The 22,848-nt window shown below is 61.8% G+C and carries 19 protein-coding genes and 1 pseudogene; 16 read left to right on the plus strand and 4 right to left on the minus strand.

The window, feature by feature from the left end; translation table 11 throughout:
• Positions 1-152 precede the first annotated feature (152 nt).
• Together motA and motB are read left to right on the plus strand one after the other, a co-directional pair.
• Positions 153-1,004: a flagellar motor stator protein MotA gene (gene motA, locus M1B34_RS23375; protein WP_123329540.1), complete on the plus strand. Its 852-nt coding sequence runs from the start codon at positions 153-155 to the stop codon at positions 1,002-1,004.
• 3 nt (positions 1,005-1,007) lie between these two features.
• Positions 1,008-2,039 carry a flagellar motor protein MotB gene (gene motB, locus M1B34_RS23380; RefSeq protein ID WP_268262811.1) on the plus strand — a complete coding sequence of 344 codons (1,032 nt, stop codon included), beginning with the start codon at positions 1,008-1,010 and terminating at the stop codon, positions 2,037-2,039.
• Between the two features lie 63 nt (positions 2,040-2,102).
• On the opposite strand, the gene rsgA is transcribed toward motB, so the two are convergent.
• A complete protein-coding gene (rsgA, locus tag M1B34_RS23385) occupies positions 2,103-3,134 on the minus strand; it encodes a small ribosomal subunit biogenesis GTPase RsgA (protein ID WP_268262810.1) in 1,032 nt (343 codons plus the stop codon).
• Between the two features lie 107 nt (positions 3,135-3,241).
• On the opposite strand from rsgA, the gene orn reads away from it, so the two are divergent.
• Both orn and M1B34_RS23395 read left to right on the plus strand, forming a co-directional pair.
• Positions 3,242-3,784, plus strand: coding sequence for an oligoribonuclease (gene orn, locus M1B34_RS23390; RefSeq protein WP_123329547.1), 543 nt, complete (start codon positions 3,242-3,244; stop codon positions 3,782-3,784).
• A gap of 123 nt (positions 3,785-3,907) precedes the next feature.
• Positions 3,908-4,522, plus strand: coding sequence for a trimeric intracellular cation channel family protein (locus M1B34_RS23395; protein ID WP_185039142.1), 615 nt, complete (start codon positions 3,908-3,910; stop codon positions 4,520-4,522).
• On the opposite strand, the gene queG is transcribed toward M1B34_RS23395, so the two are convergent.
• A complete protein-coding gene (queG, locus tag M1B34_RS23400) occupies positions 4,504-5,583 on the minus strand; it encodes a tRNA epoxyqueuosine(34) reductase QueG (RefSeq protein WP_268266337.1) in 1,080 nt (359 codons plus the stop codon). The genes M1B34_RS23395 and queG overlap by 19 nt on opposite strands.
• Positions 5,584-5,646: 63 nt before the next feature.
• Between queG and M1B34_RS23405 the strand changes: the two genes are divergently transcribed.
• The 12 genes and pseudogenes from M1B34_RS23405 (at position 5,647) to M1B34_RS23460 (ending at position 19,976) form a co-directional block, all read left to right on the plus strand.
• Positions 5,647-6,507: an NAD(P)H-hydrate dehydratase gene (locus M1B34_RS23405; RefSeq protein WP_268266338.1), complete on the plus strand. Its 861-nt coding sequence runs from the start codon at positions 5,647-5,649 to the stop codon at positions 6,505-6,507.
• Positions 6,495-6,965 (plus strand): tRNA (adenosine(37)-N6)-threonylcarbamoyltransferase complex ATPase subunit type 1 TsaE, encoded by a 471-nt coding sequence (tsaE, locus tag M1B34_RS23410; RefSeq protein WP_123329554.1) that lies wholly within the window; start codon positions 6,495-6,497, stop codon positions 6,963-6,965. The genes M1B34_RS23405 and tsaE overlap by 13 nt, the downstream gene beginning before the upstream one ends.
• Positions 6,966-6,980: 15 nt before the next feature.
• A complete protein-coding gene (locus M1B34_RS23415; protein ID WP_123329556.1) occupies positions 6,981-8,393 on the plus strand; it encodes an N-acetylmuramoyl-L-alanine amidase in 1,413 nt (470 codons plus the stop codon).
• The gene (gene mutL, locus M1B34_RS23420; protein WP_425273534.1) at positions 8,390-10,300 is read left to right on the plus strand and encodes a DNA mismatch repair endonuclease MutL; all 1,911 of its coding nucleotides are present in this window, start codon (positions 8,390-8,392) and stop codon (positions 10,298-10,300) included. The genes M1B34_RS23415 and mutL overlap by 4 nt, the downstream gene beginning before the upstream one ends.
• Positions 10,300-11,271: a tRNA (adenosine(37)-N6)-dimethylallyltransferase MiaA gene (gene miaA, locus M1B34_RS23425; protein WP_123329560.1), complete on the plus strand. Its 972-nt coding sequence runs from the start codon at positions 10,300-10,302 to the stop codon at positions 11,269-11,271. Before mutL ends, miaA begins: the two co-directional genes overlap by 1 nt.
• A 94-nt stretch (positions 11,272-11,365) precedes the next feature.
• Positions 11,366-11,626 carry an RNA chaperone Hfq gene (gene hfq, locus M1B34_RS23430; protein ID WP_007921378.1) on the plus strand — a complete coding sequence of 87 codons (261 nt, stop codon included), beginning with the start codon at positions 11,366-11,368 and terminating at the stop codon, positions 11,624-11,626.
• Positions 11,627-11,638: 12 nt separating this feature from the next.
• Positions 11,639-12,940: a ribosome rescue GTPase HflX gene (gene hflX / locus M1B34_RS23435; RefSeq protein ID WP_268266339.1), complete on the plus strand. Its 1,302-nt coding sequence runs from the start codon at positions 11,639-11,641 to the stop codon at positions 12,938-12,940.
• Between the two features lie 95 nt (positions 12,941-13,035).
• Positions 13,036-14,208, plus strand: coding sequence for an FtsH protease activity modulator HflK (gene hflK / locus M1B34_RS23440; RefSeq protein ID WP_123329564.1), 1,173 nt, complete (start codon positions 13,036-13,038; stop codon positions 14,206-14,208).
• Positions 14,208-15,077, plus strand: a complete 870-nt coding sequence (gene hflC, locus M1B34_RS23445) for a protease modulator HflC (protein WP_123329567.1) — start codon at positions 14,208-14,210, stop codon at positions 15,075-15,077. The genes hflK and hflC overlap by 1 nt, the downstream gene beginning before the upstream one ends.
• 292 nt (positions 15,078-15,369) lie before the next feature.
• Positions 15,370-16,557: an ATP phosphoribosyltransferase regulatory subunit gene (locus M1B34_RS23450; protein ID WP_268262806.1), complete on the plus strand. Its 1,188-nt coding sequence runs from the start codon at positions 15,370-15,372 to the stop codon at positions 16,555-16,557.
• 54 nt (positions 16,558-16,611) lie between these two features.
• Positions 16,612-17,903 (plus strand): annotated as a pseudogene (locus M1B34_RS23455) (adenylosuccinate synthase).
• Positions 17,904-18,041: 138 nt separating this feature from the next.
• Positions 18,042-19,976: a methyl-accepting chemotaxis protein gene (locus tag M1B34_RS23460; protein ID WP_268262805.1), complete on the plus strand. Its 1,935-nt coding sequence runs from the start codon at positions 18,042-18,044 to the stop codon at positions 19,974-19,976.
• A 64-nt stretch (positions 19,977-20,040) separates the two neighbouring features.
• On the opposite strand, the gene M1B34_RS23465 is transcribed toward M1B34_RS23460, so the two are convergent.
• Both M1B34_RS23465 and M1B34_RS23470 read right to left on the minus strand, forming a co-directional pair.
• The gene (locus M1B34_RS23465; RefSeq protein ID WP_268266340.1) at positions 20,041-21,606 is read right to left on the minus strand and encodes an ABC transporter permease; all 1,566 of its coding nucleotides are present in this window, start codon (positions 21,604-21,606) and stop codon (positions 20,041-20,043) included.
• The gene (locus tag M1B34_RS23470; RefSeq protein WP_268262803.1) at positions 21,606-22,631 is read right to left on the minus strand and encodes an extracellular solute-binding protein; all 1,026 of its coding nucleotides are present in this window, start codon (positions 22,629-22,631) and stop codon (positions 21,606-21,608) included. Before M1B34_RS23470 ends, M1B34_RS23465 begins: the two co-directional genes overlap by 1 nt.
• Positions 22,632-22,848: the final 217 nt, after the last annotated feature.

Consider the following 22,848-nt stretch of genomic DNA (forward strand, 5'->3'; position numbering starts at 1 on the left):
ATCGTCTGCTGCAAACACGCCCAGAGCGGGCCAAACTGGCTTTTCGCCTTAACGAGCTATAGTCTGGCGCAGTTTTGCCGATAAGTAGAAGAAGAGTTTTACGAACTTCCGAATATGACCTTGAACCCGACTCAATAAGTACTCTCCTACCTATGGCTAAAATTATCGGCATCATCGTCGTATTCGCGAGCGTGCTCGGCGGATACGTGCTCTCCCACGGTAAAATCGCAGCCCTGATCCAGCCTTTCGAGGTGTTGATCATTGGCGGTGCGGCGTTCGGCGCATTCTTGCAGGCCAACCCCGGGCACATGACGATGCACGTCATCAAGAAATCCCTGGGGATGTTCAGCTCGCGTTTCACCCACACCTTCTACCTGGAAGTCCTGGGCCTGGTTTACGAGATCCTCAACAAGAGCCGTCGCGAAGGCATGATGGCCATTGAAGGGGACATCGAAGATGCCGCGGCCAGCCCGATCTTCGCCAAGTACCCGGCGGTGCTCAAAGACGAGCGCATGACCGCTTATATCTGCGATTACCTGCGCATCATGTCCTCCGGCAACATGGCTCCTCATGAGCTGGAAGGCCTGTTCGACATGGAATTGTTCAGCATGAAGGAAGACCTCGAGCATCCTTCCCACGCGGTGACCGGTATCGCCGACGGCATGCCCGGCTTCGGTATCGTTGCGGCGGTACTGGGGATCGTGGTGACCATGGCCTCCCTGGGTGAAGGCGACCAGGCGTCCATCGGCCTGCACGTAGGTGCGGCACTGGTGGGTACCTTCTTCGGTATTCTCGCGGCCTACGGTTTCTTCGGTCCGTTGGCTACGTCCCTGGCCCACGATGCCAAGGAAGAACTCAACGTCTACGAATCCATCAAGGCGTCCCTGGTGGCCTCGGCTTCCGGCATGCCGCCATCGCTGGCTGTGGAGTTCGGGCGCAAAGTGCTGTACCCAGGGCACCGTCCTAGCTTCGCCGAGCTGGAACAAGCGGTTCGCGGACGCTAAGTCATGGAAAATAACCAGCCGATTATCATCAAGCGCGTCAAGCGCTTCGCGGGCGGGCATCACGGGGGCGCCTGGAAAATCGCCTTCGCTGACTTTGCCACGGCGATGATGGCGTTCTTCCTGGTGTTGTGGCTGCTGTCCACCGCAACCCCGGAGCAGAAGATCGCCATCGCCGGTTACTTCAAGGACCCGATCGGCTTCTCCGAAAGCGGCACGCCCTACATCATCGATTTGGGCGGTACGCCGGAGTTGGCTCCTGAGACCACCCTCAACCCTGAGGTCAAGTCCCAGCCGCAACCGGACAAGGTCACGGTCGACGCCGAGCAAGTCGAAGGCATGGCCGAGCAGGTGGAGCGTGAGCGTCTCGAACTGTTGCTGCAAGAGTTGCAGAACAAGGTCGAGGAAAACCCGCAGCTGCAGAAGTTCAAGGATCAGATCCTCTTCGAAATCACCCAGGACGGCTTGCGGATCCAGATCATGGACGCCGAGAACCGGCCGATGTTCGACTCCGGCAGTGCACGCCTCAAGCCGTACTTCGAGGACATCCTGCTGGCCATGGCCGACACCATCAAGGCGGTGCCGAACAAGATCAGCATCAGCGGTCATACCGACGCTAAGCCTTACTCGGGCGCAGGTGAATTCGGTAACTGGGAGCTTTCAGCCAACCGTGCCAACGCGGCACGACGGGCGTTGGTTGCCGGCAGCTATCCGGACTCGCAAGTGGCGCGGGTGGTGGGTTATGCCTCGTCGTCGCTGTTTGACCGCAAGGACCCCTTCAACCCGGTGAACCGGCGGATCGACATCGTCGTGCTGACCAAGAAAGCCCAGCGGGCGATCGAGGGTGAGCAGGCGCCTGATGCTCCAGCGAGCCCTGAGCCCGCAGCGCCAGGTGCGGCGGTTGATCCTCATGCTCTGCCACCGGGTACCGACCCGCTGCCAGCCCATGAGGTTCGCCAGCGCATGAACATCTTCGAAGACGGTGTATTGAAGATGGACGAGCCGGGCCAGGCGCCTACTGCGCCGAAACAGCCCTAGGCTCCAGCCCAGAAACGACAAGGCCGCGATCATCGCGGCCTTGTCGTTTCTGGCGTGTGAGGCTTAGTAGCTGCTGTCCGGCAGGCTGGCGATGATCGAGCGGTAGCTGTTCATCCGTTGCTGTTGCACGCGGCCGTCTTCCAGGGCCATGAGCAGGGCGCAGCCCGGTTCGCGATCGTGCTTGCAGTCGCGGAAACGGCAAGTGCCGAGCAAGTCGTTGAACTCGATAAAGCCGGCCTCGACATCGGCGCGACTGACATGCCCAAGGCCGAACTCACGAATCCCTGGGGAGTCGATCAGTTCGCCGCCACCGGGGAAGTGGAACAGGCGGGCGGTGGTGGTGGTGTGGGTACCTTGGCCGGAGTACTCCGACAGCGGGCCGACACGGGCTTCGACTTCCGGCAGCAGGCTGTTGACCAGGGAGGACTTGCCCACGCCGGACTGGCCGACGAATACGCTGATGCGCCCGTCCAGTTGGGTTTGCAGTTGATCCATGCCGTCGCCGTGGTGCGCCGAAACTTCCAGCAGCGGATAGCCCAACTGGCGATAGACCGCGAGCAAGGCATTGAGCGCCGGGGCGTTCTGTTCGTCGATCAGGTCGGCTTTGTTCAGCAGCAGCAACGGGCGGATGCCGGCGTGCTCGGCGGCTACCAGGTAACGATCGATCAGGTTGGCGTGGGGCTCGGGCATGGGCGCGAAGACAATCACAATCATGTCGACGTTGGCTGCCACCGGCTTGAGTTGGCCGCGGCTGTCCGGGCGGCACAGTTCTGTGTTGCGCGGCAGTTGGGCGACGATCACCCCGATGCCTTGGTTGCCGGCGCGCCAGACCACTTGGTCGCCGGTGACCAGTGCGGGCAGGTTGGCGCGCAAATGGCAGCGGAATACCTGGCCGGCCAATTCGCCTTCGCGGGCTTCGACCTCGACCTGTACGCCGAAGTGGGCAATCACCAACCCGGTCTGTTCCGGGCCGAGATCGCCTCCCTCCAGGGCTTCCACCGCGGAGGATTCGCGTTTGGCGGCGCGGGCGGCGCGCTCGCCTTGAATCTTTTCGATGCGCCAGTTTTGGCGACGATTGAGCTGGCGTTTGGCCATTGGTGTTCCGTGTCGATAATGCAGCGGTTAGGTAAAACGGCCGCGAGTTTAGCACGCCGGGCAGGTGCTCTAGGCTAAACTGCGCAACTACGCCGAGGAGCCCTCCCATGCAAAACCCGCAGAATCTGATTTGGATCGATCTGGAAATGACCGGTCTGAACCCTGACACCGACGTCATTATCGAGATGGCGACCATCGTCACCGACAGCAACCTCAATACCTTGGCTGAAGGCCCGGTCATCGCGATTCACCAGAGCGATGAAATCCTCGCTGGCATGGATGAGTGGAACACCCGCCAGCACGGTGGTTCCGGCTTGACCCAGCGTGTGCGCGACAGCCGTATCAGCATGGCCGAAGCCGAAGCGCAGACCATTGCGTTCCTCGAGCAGTGGGTGCCCAAGGGCAAGTCGCCGATCTGTGGCAACAGCATCTGCCAGGACCGGCGCTTCCTGTTTCGCCACATGAAGGCCCTGGAAAGCTATTTCCACTACCGCAACCTGGACGTTTCGACCCTGAAAGAGTTGGCCGCACGCTGGGCCCCGGATGTGCGTGACAGCTTCAAGAAGGGCAGCACCCACCTGGCACTGGATGACATTCGCGAGTCCATCGCCGAGTTGCAGCACTACCGCAAGCACTTCATCAAGTTCTAAAGCGCAACGTCTGTCGCCGGCCGCCCGGCGACAGGGCCTTGCCGCCAGCCTATTTCCCTCTGCTGCCCTCTTTTGGTGCCTGCGCCAACTGAGTAGACTGCGCGCCTTCCTGCAAGGACCGCCATCATGCTGCTGATGCTCTACCTGATTGCCATTACCGCTGAAGCCATGACGGGCGCCTTGTCGGCCGGTCGCCGTGGCATGGATTGGTTTGGCGTGGTGCTGATCGCCTGCATCACGGCCCTGGGCGGCGGTTCGGTGCGTGATGTGCTGCTGGGGCACTACCCGCTGACCTGGGTCAAGCACCCCGAATACCTGGTGCTGACCTCAGTGGCGGCGCTGGTGACGATCTTTATTGCGCCCCTGATGCGCCATCTGCGCTCGCTGTTCCTGGTGCTCGACGCTGTGGGCCTGGTGGCCTTTACCTTGATTGGCTGCATGACTGCCCTGGAAATGGGCCACGGCATGCTGGTGGCCTCGGTCAGTGGGGTGATCACCGGGGTCTTCGGCGGCATCCTGCGGGATATTTTCTGTAACGACATTCCGCTGATTTTCCGCCGCGAGCTCTATGCCAGCGTCTCCTTCGCCGCTGCCTGGTGCTACATGCTGTGCATCTACCTGCAATTGCCCGGCGAGCAGTCGATCCTGATCACCTTGTTTGGCGGCTTTCTATTACGGCTGCTGGCGATCCGTTTTCACTGGGAAATGCCCAAATTCGTCTACAACGACGAACATTGACGGCTGGCGTGCTGCCCCAAGGCCCACTGCACGTGCTCGCGCACCAGTTCTGACGGGTGGTCCTGGCGGGCCTTGAGGGCTTCGAGCACGGGGATGCTCGAGGGCGCATTGCCCAGGCCCACCGCCAGGTTGCGCAGCCAGCGCTCGTAGCCGGCGCGGCGCAGGGGCGAGCCTTCGGTGCTGCTGAGGAAGGTGTCTTCATCCCACAGGAACAGCTCGGCCAATTCGGCATTGTCCAGGTTGTGCCGGGGCTTGAAGTCGCTTTCGCCGGACGGCCGGGCGAAACGGTTCCAGGGGCAGACGATCTGGCAGTCATCGCAGCCGAACACGCGGTTGCCGATCAGCGGGCGCAAGTCCTCGGGAATCGCGCTTTTCAGTTCGATGGTCAGGTAGGAAATGCAGCGTCGGGCATCCAGCACATAGGGGCCGACAAACGCGTTGGTGGGGCAGATGTCGAGGCAGGCGGTGCAGCGCCCGCAGTGCTCCGTGGCGTGGGGCGCATCCACCGGCAGCGGCAGGTCGACGAACAGTTCGCTCAGAAAGAAGTAACTGCCGGCCTTGCGGTTGAGCACCAGGGTGTTCTTGCCGATCCAGCCCAGCCCGGCCTGTTCGGCGATGGCTTTTTCCAGGACCGGGGCACTGTCGACAAAGGCGCGGTAGCCGAACGGCCCGATGGCCTGCTGAATGCGTTCGGCCAGTTGCTGCACGCGTTTGCGGATCAGCTTGTGGTAGTCGCGCCCCAGGGCATAGCGCGAGACATAGGCTTTCTCGGGTTGGGCCAGGCGTTGCGCCATCTGGGTGTCGCCGGGCAGGTAGTCCATGCGCAGCGACACCACGCGCAAGGTGCCAGGCACCAGTTGGTCCGGGTGGGAGCGTTTGCTGCCGTGGGCGCCCATGTACTCCATCTCGCCGTGGTAGCCGGCAGCCAGCCAGCGCTCCAGGTGCTGCTCATGCTCGGCCAGGTCCAGGCCGCTGATGCCGACTTGCTGAAAGCCCAGCTCGCGGCCCCAGTCCTTGATCGATTGGGCGAGGGCAGGGAGATCGGTGGTAATAGCGGGCATGAGGCGAGAGAAACCGGGGCTGAGGTGCGTATAATTCTGCCAGACATCGGAGCCCGAAGACGCATGCCGCAGACAAATCACCCATTACCCGACGTTCAGTCACTGTTGGCTGAGCAGTTGCCGCGATTGAACGCCCGTTCCCTGGACGCCCATAAAGGTCAGTTCGGCCATGTGCTGGTGATCGGTGGCGACCATGGTTTCGGCGGTGCCGCGTTGTTGAGCGCGCAAAGCGCCCTGCGCAGTGGCGCCGGCCTGGTGTCGCTGGCCACTCGCAGCGAGCACGTACCGGCGGCCCTGGCGCGCTTGCCGGAAGTCATGACCCTGGGCACGCACTCAGCCAACCAGTTGATGGGGCTGCTGGTGCAGGCTTCGGTCCTGGTGGTGGGCCCCGGCCTGGGGCAGGGCGCCTGGGGGCGCAGCTTATTGTCCGCCGCGGCCAGTGCCCACCTGCCGCAGGTCTGGGATGCCGATGCGTTGAATCTGTTGTCCAACGGCGGCTTGCTGTTGCCGGCCGACAGCGTGATCACGCCTCATCCCGGGGAAGCGGCGCGGCTGTTGGGGGTGAGCGCGGCCCAGGTGCAGGCGGATCGTCCTGCCGCAGCCCGGGCTTTGAGCAAAAAATATACAGCGGTGGTGGTGCTCAAGGGCGCTGGTAGCCTGATTGCTAGCCCGGAGGGGAACCTGGTCCGTTGCGATCAGGGGCATCCGGCAATGGCCACCGCGGGGTTGGGGGATGTGCTGGCCGGTCTGCTGGGGGCGTTGCTGGCCCAGGGCTTGCCGGCGTTCGAAGCCGCTTGCCTGGCGGTGTGGCTGCATGCCACGGCCGGCGAGCGTCAAGGCGCCCAAGGGCGCGGGTTGGCGGCCAGTGATCTGATCCCGGCCATTCGTCAGTTGTTGGAGGAGCAGTCACCGTGTCTGAAGTAACCCTGTATCTGGCCGATGAAGAGGCCATGGTCGCGTTTGGTGCACAGATTGCGCGGGCGACCCAAGGCGTTGGGGTGATCTTTCTTGAAGGTGACCTGGGCGCGGGTAAAACCACCTTGTCGCGCGGCATCATCCGCGGGCTGGGGCATGTGGGGGCGGTGAAGAGCCCGACCTTCACCCTGGTGGAGCCTTATGAGATCGGTGAGGTGCGGGCTTTTCACTTCGACCTGTACCGCTTGGTCGACCCGGAGGAGCTGGAGTTCCTGGGCATCCGTGACTACTTCGAGGGCGATGCTTTGTGCCTGCTGGAGTGGCCTCAACGTGGTGCAGGCTTTTTGCCAAAGCCGGACCTGACCATTACCATTAGCCCGCATAACAACGGGCGCTCTGTGCATCTGTTATCACAAGGCTCGCGTGGCGAGTCCTGGTGTGCCGCTTTGGCGTTGGAATTCAAATAAATTATGGGGTTAGGTATGCGCATTCGCGCGATGGTCGCTGTCGTAGGACTCTTGCTTACGGCATTGGCCGTCGAGGCTGTGGCCGCAACACAGGTTCGCAGCGTTCGGCTGTGGCGGGCACCGGATAACACGCGACTGGTGTTCGACCTGACCGGCCCGGTGCAACACAGTGTCTTCACCCTCTCGGCCCCCGATCGCCTGGTGATCGATATCAATGGCGCAACCTTGGGCGGCCCATTGAACATCGCCACGGCCAATACGCCGATCTCTGCCATGCGTTCAGCGCAGCGTACGCCGACCGACCTGCGGGTGGTCATCGACCTGAAAAAGGCCGTCACCCCGAAGAGCTTCACCCTGGCACCCAATGCCCAGTACGGTAACCGTCTGGTGGTCGATCTGTTCGATAACCCGGCCGATGCCGCGCCGACACCGCCGCCGACCAATGTCGCGACGGTTCCGGCCGTTCCGGTGACACCGGTCGAACCGGCGATCAAGCTGCCGCCGGCACCGGCGGGCAAACGCGACATTATCGTGGTAATCGACGCCGGGCACGGTGGCGAAGACCCGGGTGCTTCCGGTTCCCGCGGTCAGCATGAGAAAGACGTGGTGCTGGCCATCGCCCGTGAACTGCAGCGCCAGATCAATGGCCTCAAGGGCTTCCGCGCCGAATTGACCCGCACCGGCGACTATTTCATTCCGTTGCGCGGTCGTACCGAAATCGCCCGCAAGAAGGGCGCTGACCTGTTCGTCTCGATCCATGCTGACGCAGCGCCTTCGAAAGCCGCCTTTGGGGCGTCCGTATTTGCCTTGTCCGAGCGTGGGGCTACGTCTGAAACCGCCCGTTGGCTGGCGGACAGTGAAAACCGTTCTGACTTGATCGGCGGTGCTGGTAACGTCAGCCTCGATGACAAAGACCGCATGCTGGCCGGGGTTCTGCTGGACCTGTCGATGACCGCGTCCCTGACCTCCAGCCTGAATGTGGGCCAGAAGGTCCTGAGCAACATCGGTCGGGTCACGCCGCTGCATAAGCAGCGTGTGGAGCAGGCCGGGTTCATGGTGCTGAAGTCGCCGGATATTCCGTCGATCCTGGTGGAAACCGGGTTTATCTCCAACGCCAACGAGGCCAACAAGCTGGCCACCGCCAGTCACCAGCAGGCGTTGGCGCGCTCCATCAGCAGCGGCGTGCGTCAGTTCTTCCAGCAGAACCCGCCGCCGGGAACTTACATTGCCTGGCTGCGCGACTCCGGGAAGATTGCCCAAGGGCCGCGTGATCACCGGGTCAGCCCGGGGGAAACCCTGGCCATGCTGGCTGTGCGCTACCAAGTGTCGGCCGCGACCTTGCGCAGTGCCAACAACCTGAAGACCGATGAGCTGAAAGTGGGCCAGACCCTGACCATTCCAGGCACTGAATTGGCGGCCAAGGAATGAGTGAGCCGCTGAACAGCAGTGCGCGCATCGAATTGCTCAGCCCGCGCCTGGCCAACCAGATCGCCGCAGGCGAGGTGGTTGAGCGCCCGGCGTCGGTGATCAAGGAGCTTCTGGAGAACAGCCTCGACTCGGGCGCTAGGCGGATCGATGTGGATGTGGAGCAGGCAGGGGTCAAACTGCTGCGGGTTCGCGATGACGGCAGCGGGATTTCCTCCGACGACCTGCCCCTGGCCCTGGCGCGCCATGCCACCAGCAAGATCCGTGATCTGGAAGACCTGGAGCGGGTGATGAGCCTGGGCTTTCGTGGTGAGGCCCTGGCGTCCATCAGTTCCGTAGCACGCTTGACCCTGACCTCGCGCACCCGTGACGCCGACCAGGCCTGGCAGGTGGAAACCGAAGGCCGTGACATGGCGCCGCGGGTCCAGCCGGCGGCCCACCCGGTCGGCACCTCGGTGGAAGTGCGCGATCTGTTCTTCAATACCCCGGCCCGGCGCAAGTTTCTCAAGGCCGAGAAAACCGAATTCGATCACCTGCAAGAAGTCATCAAGCGCCTGGCCCTGGCCCGTTTCGATGTGGCGTTCCATCTGCGGCACAACGGCAAAAGTGTGCTCAGCCTGCACGAAGCCAACGACGATGCAGCCCGCGCCCGGCGCGTGGCGGCAATATGCGGCGCGGGTTTCCTGGAGCAGGCGCTACCCATCGAGGTCGAGCGCAACGGGTTGCACCTGTGGGGCTGGGTGGGCCTGCCGACCTTTTCCCGCAGCCAGGCAGACCTGCAGTACTTCTTCGTCAACGGCCGCGCCGTGCGCGACAAACTGGTCGCCCACGCGGTGCGCCAGGCTTATCGCGACGTACTGTTCAACGGCCGGCACCCGACGTTCGTGCTGTTTTTCGAAGTGGACCCGGCGGTGGTCGACGTCAACGTGCACCCGACCAAGCACGAAGTGCGCTTCCGTGATGGGCGCATGGTGCACGACTTTCTTTACGGCACCCTGCACCGAGCCCTGGGCGACGTGCGTCCGGAGGATCATCTGGCGGCGCCGGCGGCTGTCGCTGGCATGGTACGGCCAACGGGGATTGAAGCCGGCGAGTTCGGCCCGCAGGGTGAAATGCGCCTGGCGGCCAATTTGGCGTTGGAGCAGCCACAGGCCCAGCCGTCCATGACTACGCCGGGTTCGGGTGCCGGGGCGGGGTATCAATACCAATATACGCCGCGGCCGCAGCCGACCTTACCGGCGGCGGAAGCCCAAAGCGCCTATCGCGAGTTTTTCGCGCCGCTGCCGGGTGCGCCGTCGGTGTCGTTGCCGGACGGCCAGGGGGATATCCCGCCGTTGGGTTACGCCCTGGCCCAGCTCAAGGGGATCTACATTCTCTCGGAGAATGCCCAGGGCCTGGTGCTAGTGGACATGCATGCGGCCCACGAGCGGATCATGTACGAACGGCTCAAGGTGGCCATGGCCAGCGAAGGTCTGAGCGGCCAGCCGCTGCTGGTACCGGAGTCGATCGCGGTCAGCCAGCGCGAGGCGGATTGTGCAGAAGAGCACGTCAGTTGGTTCCAGCGCCTGGGCTTCGAGCTGCAGCGTTTGGGCCCGGAGACCCTGGCCATCCGACAGATCCCGGCCTTGCTCAAGCAGGCTGAGGCCAATCGCTTGGTGCACGACGTGTTGGCGGACCTCATGGAATACGGCACCAGTGACCGCATTCAGGCCCACCTCAACGAGTTGCTGGGCACCATGGCCTGCCACGGCGCCATTCGCGCCAACCGGCGCCTGGCGTTGCCGGAAATGAACGGGCTGCTGCGGGATATGGAAAACACCGAGCGCAGCGGCCAATGCAACCATGGCCGGCCGACCTGGACCCAACTGGGCCTGGACGATCTGGACAAACTCTTTTTGCGCGGTCGTTGATGAGCCAGCTTCCTCCAGCGATTTTTCTGATGGGCCCGACCGCTGCGGGCAAAACCGATCTGGCCATTGAGCTGACCAAGGTCCTGCCCTGCGAGTTGATCAGTGTCGACTCGGCGCTGGTGTATCGCGGCATGGACATTGGTACCGCCAAGCCCTCCAAGGCGCTGCTGGCGGAGTTTCCCCATCGGCTGATCGATATTCTCGACCCGGCCCAGAGTTACTCCGCCGCAGACTTTCGCACTGATGCTTTGGCGGCCATGGCCGATATCACGGCGCGGGGCAAGATCCCGCTACTGGTGGGCGGCACCATGCTCTATTACAAGGCGCTGCTCGAGGGGCTGGCCGATATGCCGCCAGCCGATCCTCAGGTGCGCGCCGAGCTGGAGGACGAGGCCGCGCGACTGGGTTGGCAGGCGTTGCACGATCAATTGGCGGCAATCGACCCAGAGTCGGCGGCCAGGATCCATCCCAATGATCCGCAACGTCTGAGCAGGGCCCTGGAAGTTTACCGGGTCAGCGGTCAGACAATGACGGCTCACCGCCAGCGACAATCTGCGCAAAGTACTGAAGCAGGCGCATCGGGACAGGGTCAATTGCCCTATACTGTCGCGAACTTGGCCATCGCTCCGGCGAATCGGCAGGTACTGCATGAGCGCATTGCACAAAGATTCACGCAAATGTTGGAACAGGGGTTCATCGACGAGGTCGTAGCTCTGCGTTCGAGAAGTGACCTGCATGCCGGGTTGCCGTCTATACGAGCAGTAGGTTACAGGCAGGTCTGGGATCATCTGGATGGCAAGCTGACGTCAGCCGAGATGCAGGAGCGGGGGATCATTGCCACGCGCCAATTGGCGAAACGCCAGTTCACCTGGTTGCGCAGTTGGGCTGATCTGCATTGGCTGGACAGCCTGGATTGCGACAATCTGCCACGCGCCTTGAAATACTTGGGATCGGTCTCCATATTGAGCTGAGTCCCTGCAATTGCCGTCTATCCTTGGGGGTGTGACGGCTTAAGCCATCTGTTTTTCTAATTTTTTATTATTGATCCTTAAAGGAGTGCGGCACATGTCAAAAGGGCATTCGCTACAAGACCCTTACTTGAATACTTTGCGTAAAGAGAAAGTTGGGGTTTCCATCTATCTGGTCAACGGGATCAAGCTGCAGGGTACGATCGAGTCCTTCGACCAGTTCGTTATCCTGTTGAAAAACACCGTCAGCCAGATGGTTTACAAGCACGCTATCTCGACAGTAGTTCCAGTTCGTCCAATTCGTCTGCCTAGCGCATCCGAATCCGAACAGGGTGACGCTGAGCCAGGTAACGCCTGATAGGAGTCTCCTTTGTTCTTTGAGCGCCACGGTGGTGGTGAACGGGCCATTCTCGTTCACTTGGATGGTCAGGACCCTGAGGCGCGCGAAGATCCGCAGGAGTTTCAGGAGCTGGCAAAATCGGCCGGCGCCGAGACCGTCGCGTTTGTAAACGTGCCGCGTCATCGGCCAACCGCCAAATACCTGGTTGGCAGCGGCAAGGTCGAAGAATTACGCGACCTGGTCAAAGCCGAACAGGTAGACCTGGTGATTTTCAATCACATCCTCACGCCCAGTCAGGAACGTAACCTCGAACGTGCTTTCGAGTGCCGCGTGATTGACCGCACGGGTCTGATTCTCGATATTTTCGCCCAACGCGCCCGTACCCATGAAGGCAAGCTCCAGGTCGAACTGGCTCAGCTTGAGCATATGAGTACCCGACTGGTTCGCGGCTGGACTCACCTTGAGCGGCAGAAAGGCGGTATCGGTCTGCGTGGCCCGGGTGAAACCCAGCTGGAAACCGACCGACGCCTTCTGCGGGTTCGCCTGCGGCAGATCAAGGGGCGCTTGGAGAAGGTCCGCAGTCAGCGCGAGCAGGCTCGTCGCGGCCGCAAGCGGGCTGATATTCCTTCTGTGTCCCTGGTGGGTTACACCAACGCCGGCAAGTCCACGCTGTTCAATGCGGTGACCGAGTCCGACGTATATGCCGCCGACCAATTGTTCGCCACCCTCGACCCCACTCTGCGTCGTCTGGAACTGGATGACCTGGGGCCGATCGTGCTGGCCGATACCGTGGGCTTTATCCGTCATTTGCCGCACAAACTGGTCGAGGCGTTTCGGGCTACGCTCGAAGAGTCGAGCAATTCCGACCTGTTGCTGCATGTGATCGATGCCCATGAGTCTGAGCGCATGGCCCAGATCGAACAGGTCATGGTGGTGCTCGGAGAGATCGGGGCCCAAGACTTGCCGATCCTGGAGGTCTATAACAAACTCGATTTGCTCGAGGGCGTGGAGCCGCAGATTCAGCGTGATGCCGATGGCAATCCGCAGCGCGTCTGGCTATCGGCTCAAGACGGTCGGGGTCTGGATTTACTCAAGCAAGCCATCGCCGAGTTGCTGGGCGATGATTTGTTCGTAGGCACCTTGCGCTTGCCTCAGCGTTTTGCTCGACTGCGTGCACAGTTCTTCGAGTTGGGCGCGGTGCAAAAGGAAGACCACGATGAAGAAGGCGTCAGCCTGCTTGCTGTTCGTTTGCCGCGAGTCGAGTTGAATCGACTGGTAAGTCGCGAAGGCATGCAGCCGCTGGAGTTCATCGAGCAACACACTTTGCAATAAAAGCCTGGGCAAGCGGTTGTGCCGCTGTAGCAGGCATTCTGTAGCATTGGTCGGCGCGCGTGGGTGCGTCTTTGCTTTATCAGATGGAGAGCGCTATGGCTTGGAATGAGCCGGGTGGCAACTCGAATAATCAGGATCCTTGGGGTGGTAAGCGCCGTAATAACGGCGACCGCAAGGGGCCGCCAGATCTCGACGAGGCCTTCCGTAAGCTGCAGGAAGGCCTGAATGGGTTGTTCGGTGGTGGTAAAAAACGTGGTGATGACGGCGGTAGCTCCGGCAAGGGCGGTGGTTTCGGCTTGCTGGGCATCGGTCTTGTCGTGCTGGCGGCCGTGTGGCTGTACAGCGCGGTTTACGTCGTCGACGAGCAGGAGCAGGCCGTGGTGCTGCGCTTCGGCAAGTACTATGAAACCGTCGGCCCGGGCCTGAACATCTACTTCCCGCCGATCGACAAGAAGTACATGGAGAACGTCACGCGTGAGCGTGCCTACACCAAGCAGGGCCAGATGCTGACCGAAGACGAGAACATCGTCGAAGTGCCGCTGACCGTGCAGTACAAGATCAGCAACCTGCAAGACTTCGTGTTGAACGTCGATCAGCCAGAAATCAGCCTGCAACATGCGACCGACAGCGCCTTGCGCCACGTCGTGGGCTCCACGGCGATGGACCAGGTGCTGACCGAAGGTCGTGAGTTGATGGCCAGCGAAATCAAGGAGCGTCTGCAACGCTTCCTCGATACCTATCGCACCGGTATCACCGTGACCCAGGTCAACGTACAGAGCGCGGCAGCCCCGCGTGAAGTGCAGGAGGCCTTCGACGATGTGATCCGTGCTCGTGAAGATGAGCAGCGTTCGCGCAACCAGGCTGAAACCTACGCCAACGGCGTCGTGCCGGAAGCGCGTGGCCAGGCCCAGCGCATCCTTGAGGATGCCAACGGTTATCGCGACGAAGTGGTTTCTCGGGCCAAGGGTGAAGCGGATCGCTTTACCAAGTTGGTAGCCGAATACCGCAAGGCACCTGAAGTGACCCGTGAGCGTCTGTACCTGGACACCATGCAGGAAGTCTTCAGCAACACCAGCAAAGTGCTGGTGACCGGCAACAAGGGCGGGCAGAACAACCTGCTTTACCTGCCGCTGGACAAAATGATCGACAGCGGTCGCGGCGGCAATGCTCCGGTAACGGGTGCGGCGTCTGCGGCTAGCAATGAAGTGAATGCACGTGCGGCGGCTGATTTGCAGCAACAGCAGACACGTTCTAGGGAGAGTCGCTGATGAGCAATAAATCGCTGATCGCCCTGATTGTGGGTGTTGTCGTGGCGGTGGTTGCCTGGAACAGCTTCTACATCGTCGCTCAGACCGAGCGTGCGGTGTTGCTGCAGTTCGGTCGTGTGGTCCAGGCCGATGTCCAGCCTGGCCTGCATGTGAAAGTGCCCTACGTGAACCAGGTGCGTAAGTTTGACGCCCGCCTGATGACCCTGGATGCACCGACACAGCGCTTCCTGACTCTGGAAAAGAAAGCCGTGATGGTCGATGCCTTTGCCAAGTGGCGAGTGCAGGATGCCGAGCGCTTCTACACCGCAACTTCCGGTCTGAAGCAGATTGCCGACGAGCGTCTGTCCCGTCGTCTTGAGTCGGGCCTGCGTGACCAGTTCGGTAAACGTACGCTGCACGAAGTGGTTTCCGGTGAGCGCGATGCGCTGATGGCCGATATCACTGCGTCCTTGAACAAGATGGCCAACAAAGAGTTGGGTATCGAAGTGGTCGATGTTCGCGTCAAGGCCATCGACCTGCCCAAGGAAGTGAACCGCAGCGTGTTCGAGCGTATGAGCACCGAGCGTGAGCGTGAGGCTCGTGAGCATCGCGCCAAAGGTAACGAGCTGGCTGAAGGCATCCGTGCCGACGCCGATCGTCAGCGTCGCGTGCTGCTGGCCGAAGCCTATCGCGAGTCTGAAGAGGCGCGTGGTGATGGTGATGCTCAAGCCGCAGCGATCTACGCCAAAGCCTATGGCCAGGACCAGGAGTTCTACGCGTTCTACCGTAGCCTGCGTGCTTACCGTGAAAGCTTCGCGAACAAAACCGACGTCATGGTCCTGGATCCGGGCAGCGACTTTTTCCGTTACCTGGAAAAAGCCAAGCCTTGATCTTGCACTGACCTGAGCAGCACCCCGCCGGGCGGCTAAAACGCCTCGCGGGGTGATCCTTTGGGAAAACGTGTGTATGATGCGGCAGCCGGGAAATTCCCGGCTTTTTTGCGTCTGCATGTTTGATTGGCCGAAGTTCGTTCAAGAGCCCGGCAAGATTTTTCGAGGAAAAGGGTCTGTACAGCTGGTTTCCAGCTGCCTGTCCGGCTGAGTTCGCGTCGGATGCGGCCCTTTTCTGCTTCACTCAAGGCTGGCCCCAGGCTTGCCGCCCGGACCATAGGGGAATGGCGTAATGGCAACGGTAGACCGCTGGCTGCTGCCAGATGGCATCGAAGAAGTACTGCCGCCGGAAGCGGCGCGCATCGAAGTGGCGCGTCGTCAGGTGTTGGATTTGTTCCAGAGTTGGGGTTACGAGTTCGTCGTTACTCCCCATATCGAATACCTGGAATCCCTGCTTACAGGTGCTGGCCAGGACCTGGATCTGCGTACCTTCAAGGTCATCGACCCGCAGTCGGGTCGGCAGATGGGTTTCCGTGCCGACATCACGCCACAAGTGGCGCGCATCGACGCCCACACCCTGCGTCGTGAAGGTCCGAGCCGCCTGTGCTACGCGGGCAGCGTCTTGCATGCCCAGCCGCGTGCCTTGTCGTCCTCGCGCAGTCCGATTCAACTGGGTGCCGAGTTGTATGGCGATGCCAGCCCGAGCAGCGACGTTGAAGTCATCAGCTTGATGCTGGCCATGTTGCAACTGGCCGATGTGCCGGATGTGCACATGGACTTGGGCCACGTCGGTATTTACCGCGGCCTGGCTCGTGCGGCCGGTTTGTCGGGTGCCGTGGAGCAACAATTGTTCGATGCCCTGCAACGCAAGGCGATCGACGAGGTCATTAGCCTGACCGAAGGTTTGCCTGCCGATCTGGCGGACATGCTGCGCTCGCTGGTTGATCTGTGCGGCGGTCGTGAAGTGTTGAGCGCGGCCCGCAGCCGTCTGGCTGCTGCGCCGGCTCCGGTGTTGTCGGCGCTCGACGAGTTGCTGACCATCGCCGATCGTTTGTCCGCACGTTTCCCTGAGTTGCCGCTGTACTTCGACCTGGGTGAGCTGCGTGGCTATCACTACCACACAGGCGTGGTGTTCGCGGTGTTCGTGCCGGGTGAAGGTCAGTCCATCGCCCAGGGCGGTCGCTACGACGACATCGGCGCGGACTTCGGGCGTGCCCGGCCGGCGACCGGTTTTTCCACCGACTTGAAAACCCTGGTGACCCTGGGGCGTGCTGAGGTCGAGTTACCGTCCGGCGGTATCTGGATGCCTGACAGCACTGATGCGGCACTCTGGCAGCAGGTTTGCCAGTTGCGCAGTGAGGGTCAGCGTGTTGTCCAGGCGTTGCCTGGGCAGCCTTTGGCCGCCGCCCGTGAAGCGGACTGCGACCGGCAATTGATTCAGCAGAATGGGCTTTGGCAAGTATTGCCGCTGGCTTCTTGAGTTTTCCTGCCGGCGGCTGCCGGCACCAAGTTTGCGCGAATGAGGACAAGTGTTATGGGTAAGAATGTCGTAGTCCTGGGCACCCAATGGGGTGATGAGGGCAAAGGCAAGATCGTTGATCTGCTGACCGAACATGCCGCTGCCGTAGTGCGCTACCAAGGTGGCCACAACGCTGGCCACACCCTGGTGATCGACGGCGAGAAAACCGTCCTGCACCTGATCCCTTCGGGCGTGCTGCGCGAAGGCGTGCAGTGCCTGATCGGCAACGGCGTGGTGGTTGCGCCGGATGCCCTGCTGCGTGAAATCATCAAGCTGGAAGAGAAAGGCGTGCCGGTGCGCGAGCGCCTGCGCATCAGCCCATCCTGCCCGCTGATCCTGTCCTACCACGTAGCCCTGGACCAGGCCCGCGAGAAAGCCCGCGGCGAGCAGAAGATCGGCACTACCGGTCGCGGCATCGGCCCAGCGTACGAAGACAAGGTGGCCCGTCGTGGCCTGCGTATCGGTGACTTGTTCCACCGCGAGCGTTTCGCCGCCAAGCTGGGCGAGTTGCTGGACTACCACAACTTTGTACTGGTCAATTACTACAAAGAGCCGGCCATCGACTTCCAGAAGACTCTGGACGAGTGCATGGAATACGCCGAGCTGCTCAAGCCGATGATGCTCGACGTCACTGCCGAGCTGCATAACCTGCGTCGTGCCGGCAAGGACATCATGTTCGAAGGCGCCCAGGGTTCGCTGCTGGACATCGACCACGGTACCTACCCGTACGTCACCAGCTCCAACACCACCGCCGGCGGCATCGCTACCGGTTCGGGCGTGGGCCCGATGTACCTGGACTACATCCTGGGCATTACCAAGGCTTACACCACCCGTGTGGGTTCGGGTCCGTTCCCGACTGAGCTGTTCGACGACGTCGGTGCCTTCCTGGCCAAGCGTGGCCACGAGTTCGGTGCGACCACTGGCCGTGCTCGTCGCTGCGGTTGGTTCGACGCTGTGATCCTGCGTCGGGCCATCGACGTCAACAGCATCTCGGGCCTGTGCCTGACCAAGCTGGACGTTCTGGACGGCCTGGAAACCATCAACATCTGTGTGGGCTACAAGAACGAGCACGGCGCCGTCATCGATGCACCGACCGACGCTGACAGCTACATCGGCCTGGAGCCGGTGTACGAGCAGATGCCAGGCTGGAGCGATTCGACCCTGGGTGCCAAGACCCTGGAAGAGCTGCCTGCCGCTGCACGTGCTTACATCAAACGCATCGAAGAGTTGGTCGGCGCGCGATCGACATTATTTCGACGGGCCCGGACCGCAACGAAACCATCGTTCTGCGTCATCCGTTCGCTTGATAAGTTGTTGATGTAAAACACAAAGGGCCCCTTCGAGGGCCCTTTGTCGTTTCTGTGGGTTGGACGGCACGACCCTTGCTGTAATTTCCACTTCTAGAGTGCCATCAATTTAATGGCGTCAAAGTAGAGGGATTTCCTGTGTCGGCCGTTCTCTCACTGTTACAAAGCCGTTTGTTGCGGCCTGTGTTCGTTACGCTCGGTATCGCCCTTTTGGTGCAGGTACTGGTGGCGGTTGCGCTGACCCGGAGCACGGTGACGGCCCTTGAGGCTGATCTGGCTGCGGGCCTGGGCGTTGATAGTCAAAAGCTCTCCAGTGAGTTGGAGCAAGCGGCCCAAGAGGTCACCTCCAGCCTGGAAAGCTTGTCCAGCAATACGCGTCAGCGTCTTACGGCGGGTTTGTCTTCCCGCCTCAAGGAAGAGCAGGCGCAGTTGCGAGCCACCCTGGAGAAGGATCTCAAGGATTCGGCCAACGACATGGCCCAGTTACTCGCCTCGGTCGCGCCGCGTGCCATGTGGGATAACGATGTCCCGACCCTCTCCGAGTTCGCCCGGCGCGCGCAGCGCAACCCTAATGTGTTGTTTGTGGTCTACGACGACGCTGCGGGTGAGCACCTGACGCGCTACTTGAACCGGGAGAATCCGATCAACAAGGCGCTGCTGGAAAAGGGCCAGGGTGATCGGGCACTGGATAAGGTGCTGAACGCGGCGAAGAATGATCCATCGGTCTATTACCTCGAGGCACCGATCAATCCCAATGGTGTGGAAATCGGCAAGGTGCTGATGGGGGTTTCCACGGCCTCGGTCGAGGCGGATGTGGCGGCGCTGGATAAGCGCTTCACGGCGTTGATTGCCAGCGGTGACCAGTTGGTGGGCGACAGCCTCAAGGGTGCTTCTGCGGACAGCTCGGCGGCCATGCGTGCGCGCTTGCAGTCCGCCCAGGGCACGGCTGCGGCGATGCAGGCCAATACCGCCAGCACCGTGCAGGACGCGGCAGGAACGCTGCGCTGGCGGATCGGCATGGGCCTGGCGCTGGTGGGTTGCGGGGTTTTGCTGCTGTTGGCGGTGGTGCTGGGGCGGCGTGTGGTGAACAAGCTGCACCTGTTGATCGCGGCGCTGAACGACCTGGCGGCGGGCGAGGGTGACCTCACCAAGCGTGTCCAGCTCAACAGTAATGACGAGATCGGCGACATGGCCTCGGCGGTTAATCGCTTTGTGGACAAGCTGCAGCCAATCGTCCGCGAGGCCGGTGATGTGGCCCAGCGTACCGGTGTCGAGATCGGCGCCATGAGCTTGCGCAACGCCGGGGCGGATGCCGCTGCCGAGGCACAGCGCGACGAAGTGGCTGAAAGCTTGCGGGCGCTTTCGCAAATGGCCGATGAGGCCCAGGCCGAGAGCCAGGCCATGCAGGCGGCGTTGCAGCAAGTGGTGGAAATTCGCCAGGCCACGGATGAGAACACGCGGACTTCGGCTCAGGTCGGTGGTTTGATCGAGGCGCTGGCCGGGCAGGTGGATACCGGTGCCAAAGTGATCGAGCGCCTGGCCCAGCAGAGTGAACAGATCGAGGTGGTGCTCACGGTGATTCATGGGATTGCCGAGCAAACCAACCTGCTGGCCTTGAACGCGGCAATCGAGGCGGCTCGTGCGGGTGAGACGGGGCGTGGTTTTGCTGTGGTGGCCGATGAGGTGCGGGCCCTGGCCAGCAAGACCCAGAGTTCCACGGGCGATATCCAGTCCCATATCGTTGCCCTGCAGCAGGGCGCGCGGGAGGCCGTGACCGCCATTGGCCAGGCCGGGCGCCAAGCCAGCGAAGGCTTGTTGGTGCTGCGTGACAGTGCGCGCCGGCAGCAGTCCGTGCAGTCTTCCGTGGAGCAGGTGCATGCTGCGATTGGCCTGGCTACCCAGGCAGCGGCTCATCAGGCTCAGGGCGCGCAGGCCGTCAGGGGGCGGGTGGAAACCATTCACGCCCAGGCTGAGCGTGCGGCCCAGGCGGTGGTGGAAACCACGGCCAGCGGCAAGGTGCTGGATAATCTGGCGGCCCAATTGAAAGCCAGCCTGGGGCAGTTCCGCGCCTGACACTTCGCTGGCCAGCCGGCTCCTACGATCTGCTGTAGAAGCTAGCTTGCCGGCGAAGCACTGCTCAACGACTCAGGTACATCTTGGTCGTCAGCAGATAAACCGGTAACCCCGATACCAGGATCAGCAGTGCCGCATAGGGTGCTGCGGCCGCAAACTCCACATTCGCCGTGTGCGCCCAGACTTCAGTCGCCAGGGTGTTCAGTCCTGTTGGGCTGAGCAGCAGGGTCGCGGTCAGTTCCTTCATCGCATCCAGGAACACCAGGGCAAACGCGGCGCCCAGGGCCGGAAAGATAATCGGCAGGGTCACGCGGCAAAAAGCGCTGAACGATGACGCGCCCAGGGTTCTGGCGGCCTCTTCCAGCTGTGGTGCGGCCTTGTTCAGGGCGGTGCGGATCGGCGCCTGGGCCAGTGGCAAAAACAGCAGCGCATAGGCAATCAGCAGCAAGGCCGAGGTTTGGTACAGCGCCGGCACGTAGTGCAGGGCGAAGTACACCAGCGTCAGGGCAATCACCAGGCCTGGCAGGGCATGCAGCAGGTACGGCAGGCGTTCGGCCCAGAGTGCCAGGCGGCCTTTGTGGCGTACCACCAGCAAGCCCACGGGAACTGCCAGGACCAGGCACAGCGCGGCCCCTCCCAGAGACAGTGCCAGGGATGACAGCAGGGCTTCGCTGATGGCGGCCACCGGGAACGCCGCCGATGAGCCCACGGCCAGCCAGTAACCCAGCATCCCCAGGGGAATGCCGCTGCCGATCAGGGTCAGCAGCAGGCAGTAGAGCTGGCCGCCAAGGGCCCATTTGCCCAGGCGCACCTGTTCCGCATGCCGCGCCGCGCCTTGACCGGTGCGGACATGGCGGCCTTTGCCGCGCACCCGCAGTTCCAGCCACAGGAGGATCAGGCACAGAGCCAGCAATACGGCTGAGAGCATGGCAGCGTTCGCGTTGCTGAATTCCAGTTCGAACTGCTGATAAATCGCCGTGGTAAAGGTTTGCAGACCGATGATCGACAGGGCGCCGAACTCCACCAGCATATGCAGGGCGATCAGCAATGCGCCGGCCAGGACCGAGGGCCAGAGCAGGGGCAGGGTGATCTTGAAGAACACGCCCCAGCGGTTCTCTCCCAGGGTGCGGGCTGACTCCTCGAGGGAGGGGTCGAGATTGCGCAGGGTGGCTGCCACGGGCAGGAACACCAAGGGGTATTTGGACAGGCTCATCACCAGGATCGCGCCGCCCAGGCCTTCGAAGCTGGCGCTGAGGGAGACCCAGGTGAAGCTGCTGACAAAGGCCGGCACGGCAAAGGGCAGGCACAGGACGACCCCCCAGATACGCCGGCCCGGCAGGTCGCTGCGTTCCAGCAACCAGGCCAGGGACAGACCAACCACTACGCAGGACAGGGTGACCCCGACCATCAGCAGCAATGTGTTGCTGAGCAGGCGAAAGACATAGGGGCGCCACAGCAAGTGCAGCGCCTCCGCCCAGCCGGCTTGCCAGGCTTTGAGCCCGACATACAGCAATGGCAGCAAGCTCAGGCCGACCAGGAGCAGGACCGGCAGCAGCAACCAGATCGAAGGCCGCTTGCGCCTCGGCACGTAGCCGGCGCGCGAGGCGGAGGCGGGCAACGAAGTGCTCATCAGTTCAGGCCAACCTCACGTTCCAGTTCCAGGGCTTCTTCGGCATTGCCCAGGTCGGCGGGTGTGACTTTAGGGGCTTGCAGCTCGCTGAAGGGCTTGAGGCCCCGGTCAGACTCCATGCCTTTGTGCAGCGGGTATTCGGCGGTGGTCTGGGTGATGACACGCTGGCCCTCTTCGCTGGCCATGTAGGCAAGGAATTGCTGGGCTTCTTTCGGGTGCTTGCTGGACTTCAAGACTGCTGCGCTGGAGACGGTGATCAGGCCGCCGACATCGCCATCGGTGAAGTAGTGCAGTTTGGAGTCGAGTTGGCCTTTTTCCCGTTGCAGGGCGAACCAGTAGTAGTTGTTCACCAGCACGGTGGCGACCTCGCCGTTCTCCACGGCTTTCAACGCCACCATGTTGTTGCTGTAGGTTTTGCCGAAGGCGCGCAGGCCGGTCAGCCATTCTTCAGCGGCGTCTCTGCCATGCAGCTTGATGATCGCAACCGCTTGCTCCTGGAAGGCGCCGCTGGTGGGCACGAAGCCGACCTTGCCTTGCCACTGCGGCTCGGAGAACTCCATGACCGACTTGGGCAGGTCTTTTTCGTCGATCAGTTTCGGGTTGAAGGCGACGACGCGGACTCGTGCGGTCACGCCAATCCAAGTGCCGTTAGTGGCGACGTAATCCTTGGGCAGGACGTCGAGTGTCGCCGCGTCGGCTTTGGCCAGCAGGCCTTGTTCGCCGAGCTTGTTCAGCGGCGGAGATTCTTCGGTGTAGATCACGTCGGCGGGCGAGCGGTCGCCTTCTTCGACGATCTGGCTGGCCAGCTGGTTGCTGCTGCCCTTGCGCACATTGACGTGGATGCCGGTCTTGGCCTCGAAGGCCTTGGCGATGGCGTCGCCGACTTCTTTGTGTTGGCCGTTATAAAGGGTCAGGGAAACCGGATCGGCCGCTTGGGTGAGTGGAGATGCCAGGGTCAGTCCCAGCAAAGTGATGGTCAAGCCACGCAGAAGGGATGTTGGAAGGGGGGTGTTTCTGAACATCATTCGCAGGTTTCCTCACTGTTGTGCCGCAAAAACTTGTAACAATGATAAACGATATTATTTCTCATGTGCGGCTTGAGGTCGAAGACAGGCTTGGTAGAGGCGTTTGGCTGCAGCGGGAGAAAGAGAGGGGCCCAGAAACGCAAAAACCCGCTTTCGCGGGTTTTTGTGAAGCTTCAAGAATGATCTTGAAGTTTGAATTGGTGCCCAGAAGAAGACT

The organism is Pseudomonas morbosilactucae (genome assembly GCF_023241715.1).
Classification (GTDB): domain Bacteria; phylum Pseudomonadota; class Gammaproteobacteria; order Pseudomonadales; family Pseudomonadaceae; genus Aquipseudomonas; species Aquipseudomonas morbosilactucae.

Excerpts from the sequence above, each read along its gene's own strand:
- hflC (WP_123329567.1), top strand. The coding sequence starts at position 14,208 with ATGAGCAATAAATCGCTGATCGCCCTGATTGTGGGTGTTGTCGTGGCG.
- motA (WP_123329540.1), top strand. The coding sequence starts at position 153 with ATGGCTAAAATTATCGGCATCATCGTCGTATTCGCGAGCGTGCTCGGC.
- hfq (WP_007921378.1), top strand. The coding sequence starts at position 11,366 with ATGTCAAAAGGGCATTCGCTACAAGACCCTTACTTGAATACTTTGCGT.
- M1B34_RS23470 (WP_268262803.1), bottom strand. The coding sequence starts at position 22,631 with ATGATGTTCAGAAACACCCCCCTTCCAACATCCCTTCTGCGTGGCTTG.
- M1B34_RS23405 (WP_268266338.1), top strand. The coding sequence starts at position 5,647 with ATGCCGCAGACAAATCACCCATTACCCGACGTTCAGTCACTGTTGGCT.
- hflK (WP_123329564.1), top strand. The coding sequence starts at position 13,036 with ATGGCTTGGAATGAGCCGGGTGGCAACTCGAATAATCAGGATCCTTGG.
- mutL (WP_425273534.1), top strand. The coding sequence starts at position 8,390 with ATGAGTGAGCCGCTGAACAGCAGTGCGCGCATCGAATTGCTCAGCCCG.
- queG (WP_268266337.1), bottom strand. The coding sequence starts at position 5,583 with ATGCCCGCTATTACCACCGATCTCCCTGCCCTCGCCCAATCGATCAAG.
- miaA (WP_123329560.1), top strand. The coding sequence starts at position 10,300 with ATGAGCCAGCTTCCTCCAGCGATTTTTCTGATGGGCCCGACCGCTGCG.
- M1B34_RS23415 (WP_123329556.1), top strand. The coding sequence starts at position 6,981 with ATGCGCATTCGCGCGATGGTCGCTGTCGTAGGACTCTTGCTTACGGCA.
- M1B34_RS23450 (WP_268262806.1), top strand. The coding sequence starts at position 15,370 with ATGGCAACGGTAGACCGCTGGCTGCTGCCAGATGGCATCGAAGAAGTA.
- M1B34_RS23465 (WP_268266340.1), bottom strand. The coding sequence starts at position 21,606 with ATGAGCACTTCGTTGCCCGCCTCCGCCTCGCGCGCCGGCTACGTGCCG.
- rsgA (WP_268262810.1), bottom strand. The coding sequence starts at position 3,134 with ATGGCCAAACGCCAGCTCAATCGTCGCCAAAACTGGCGCATCGAAAAG.
- motB (WP_268262811.1), top strand. The coding sequence starts at position 1,008 with ATGGAAAATAACCAGCCGATTATCATCAAGCGCGTCAAGCGCTTCGCG.
- orn (WP_123329547.1), top strand. The coding sequence starts at position 3,242 with ATGCAAAACCCGCAGAATCTGATTTGGATCGATCTGGAAATGACCGGT.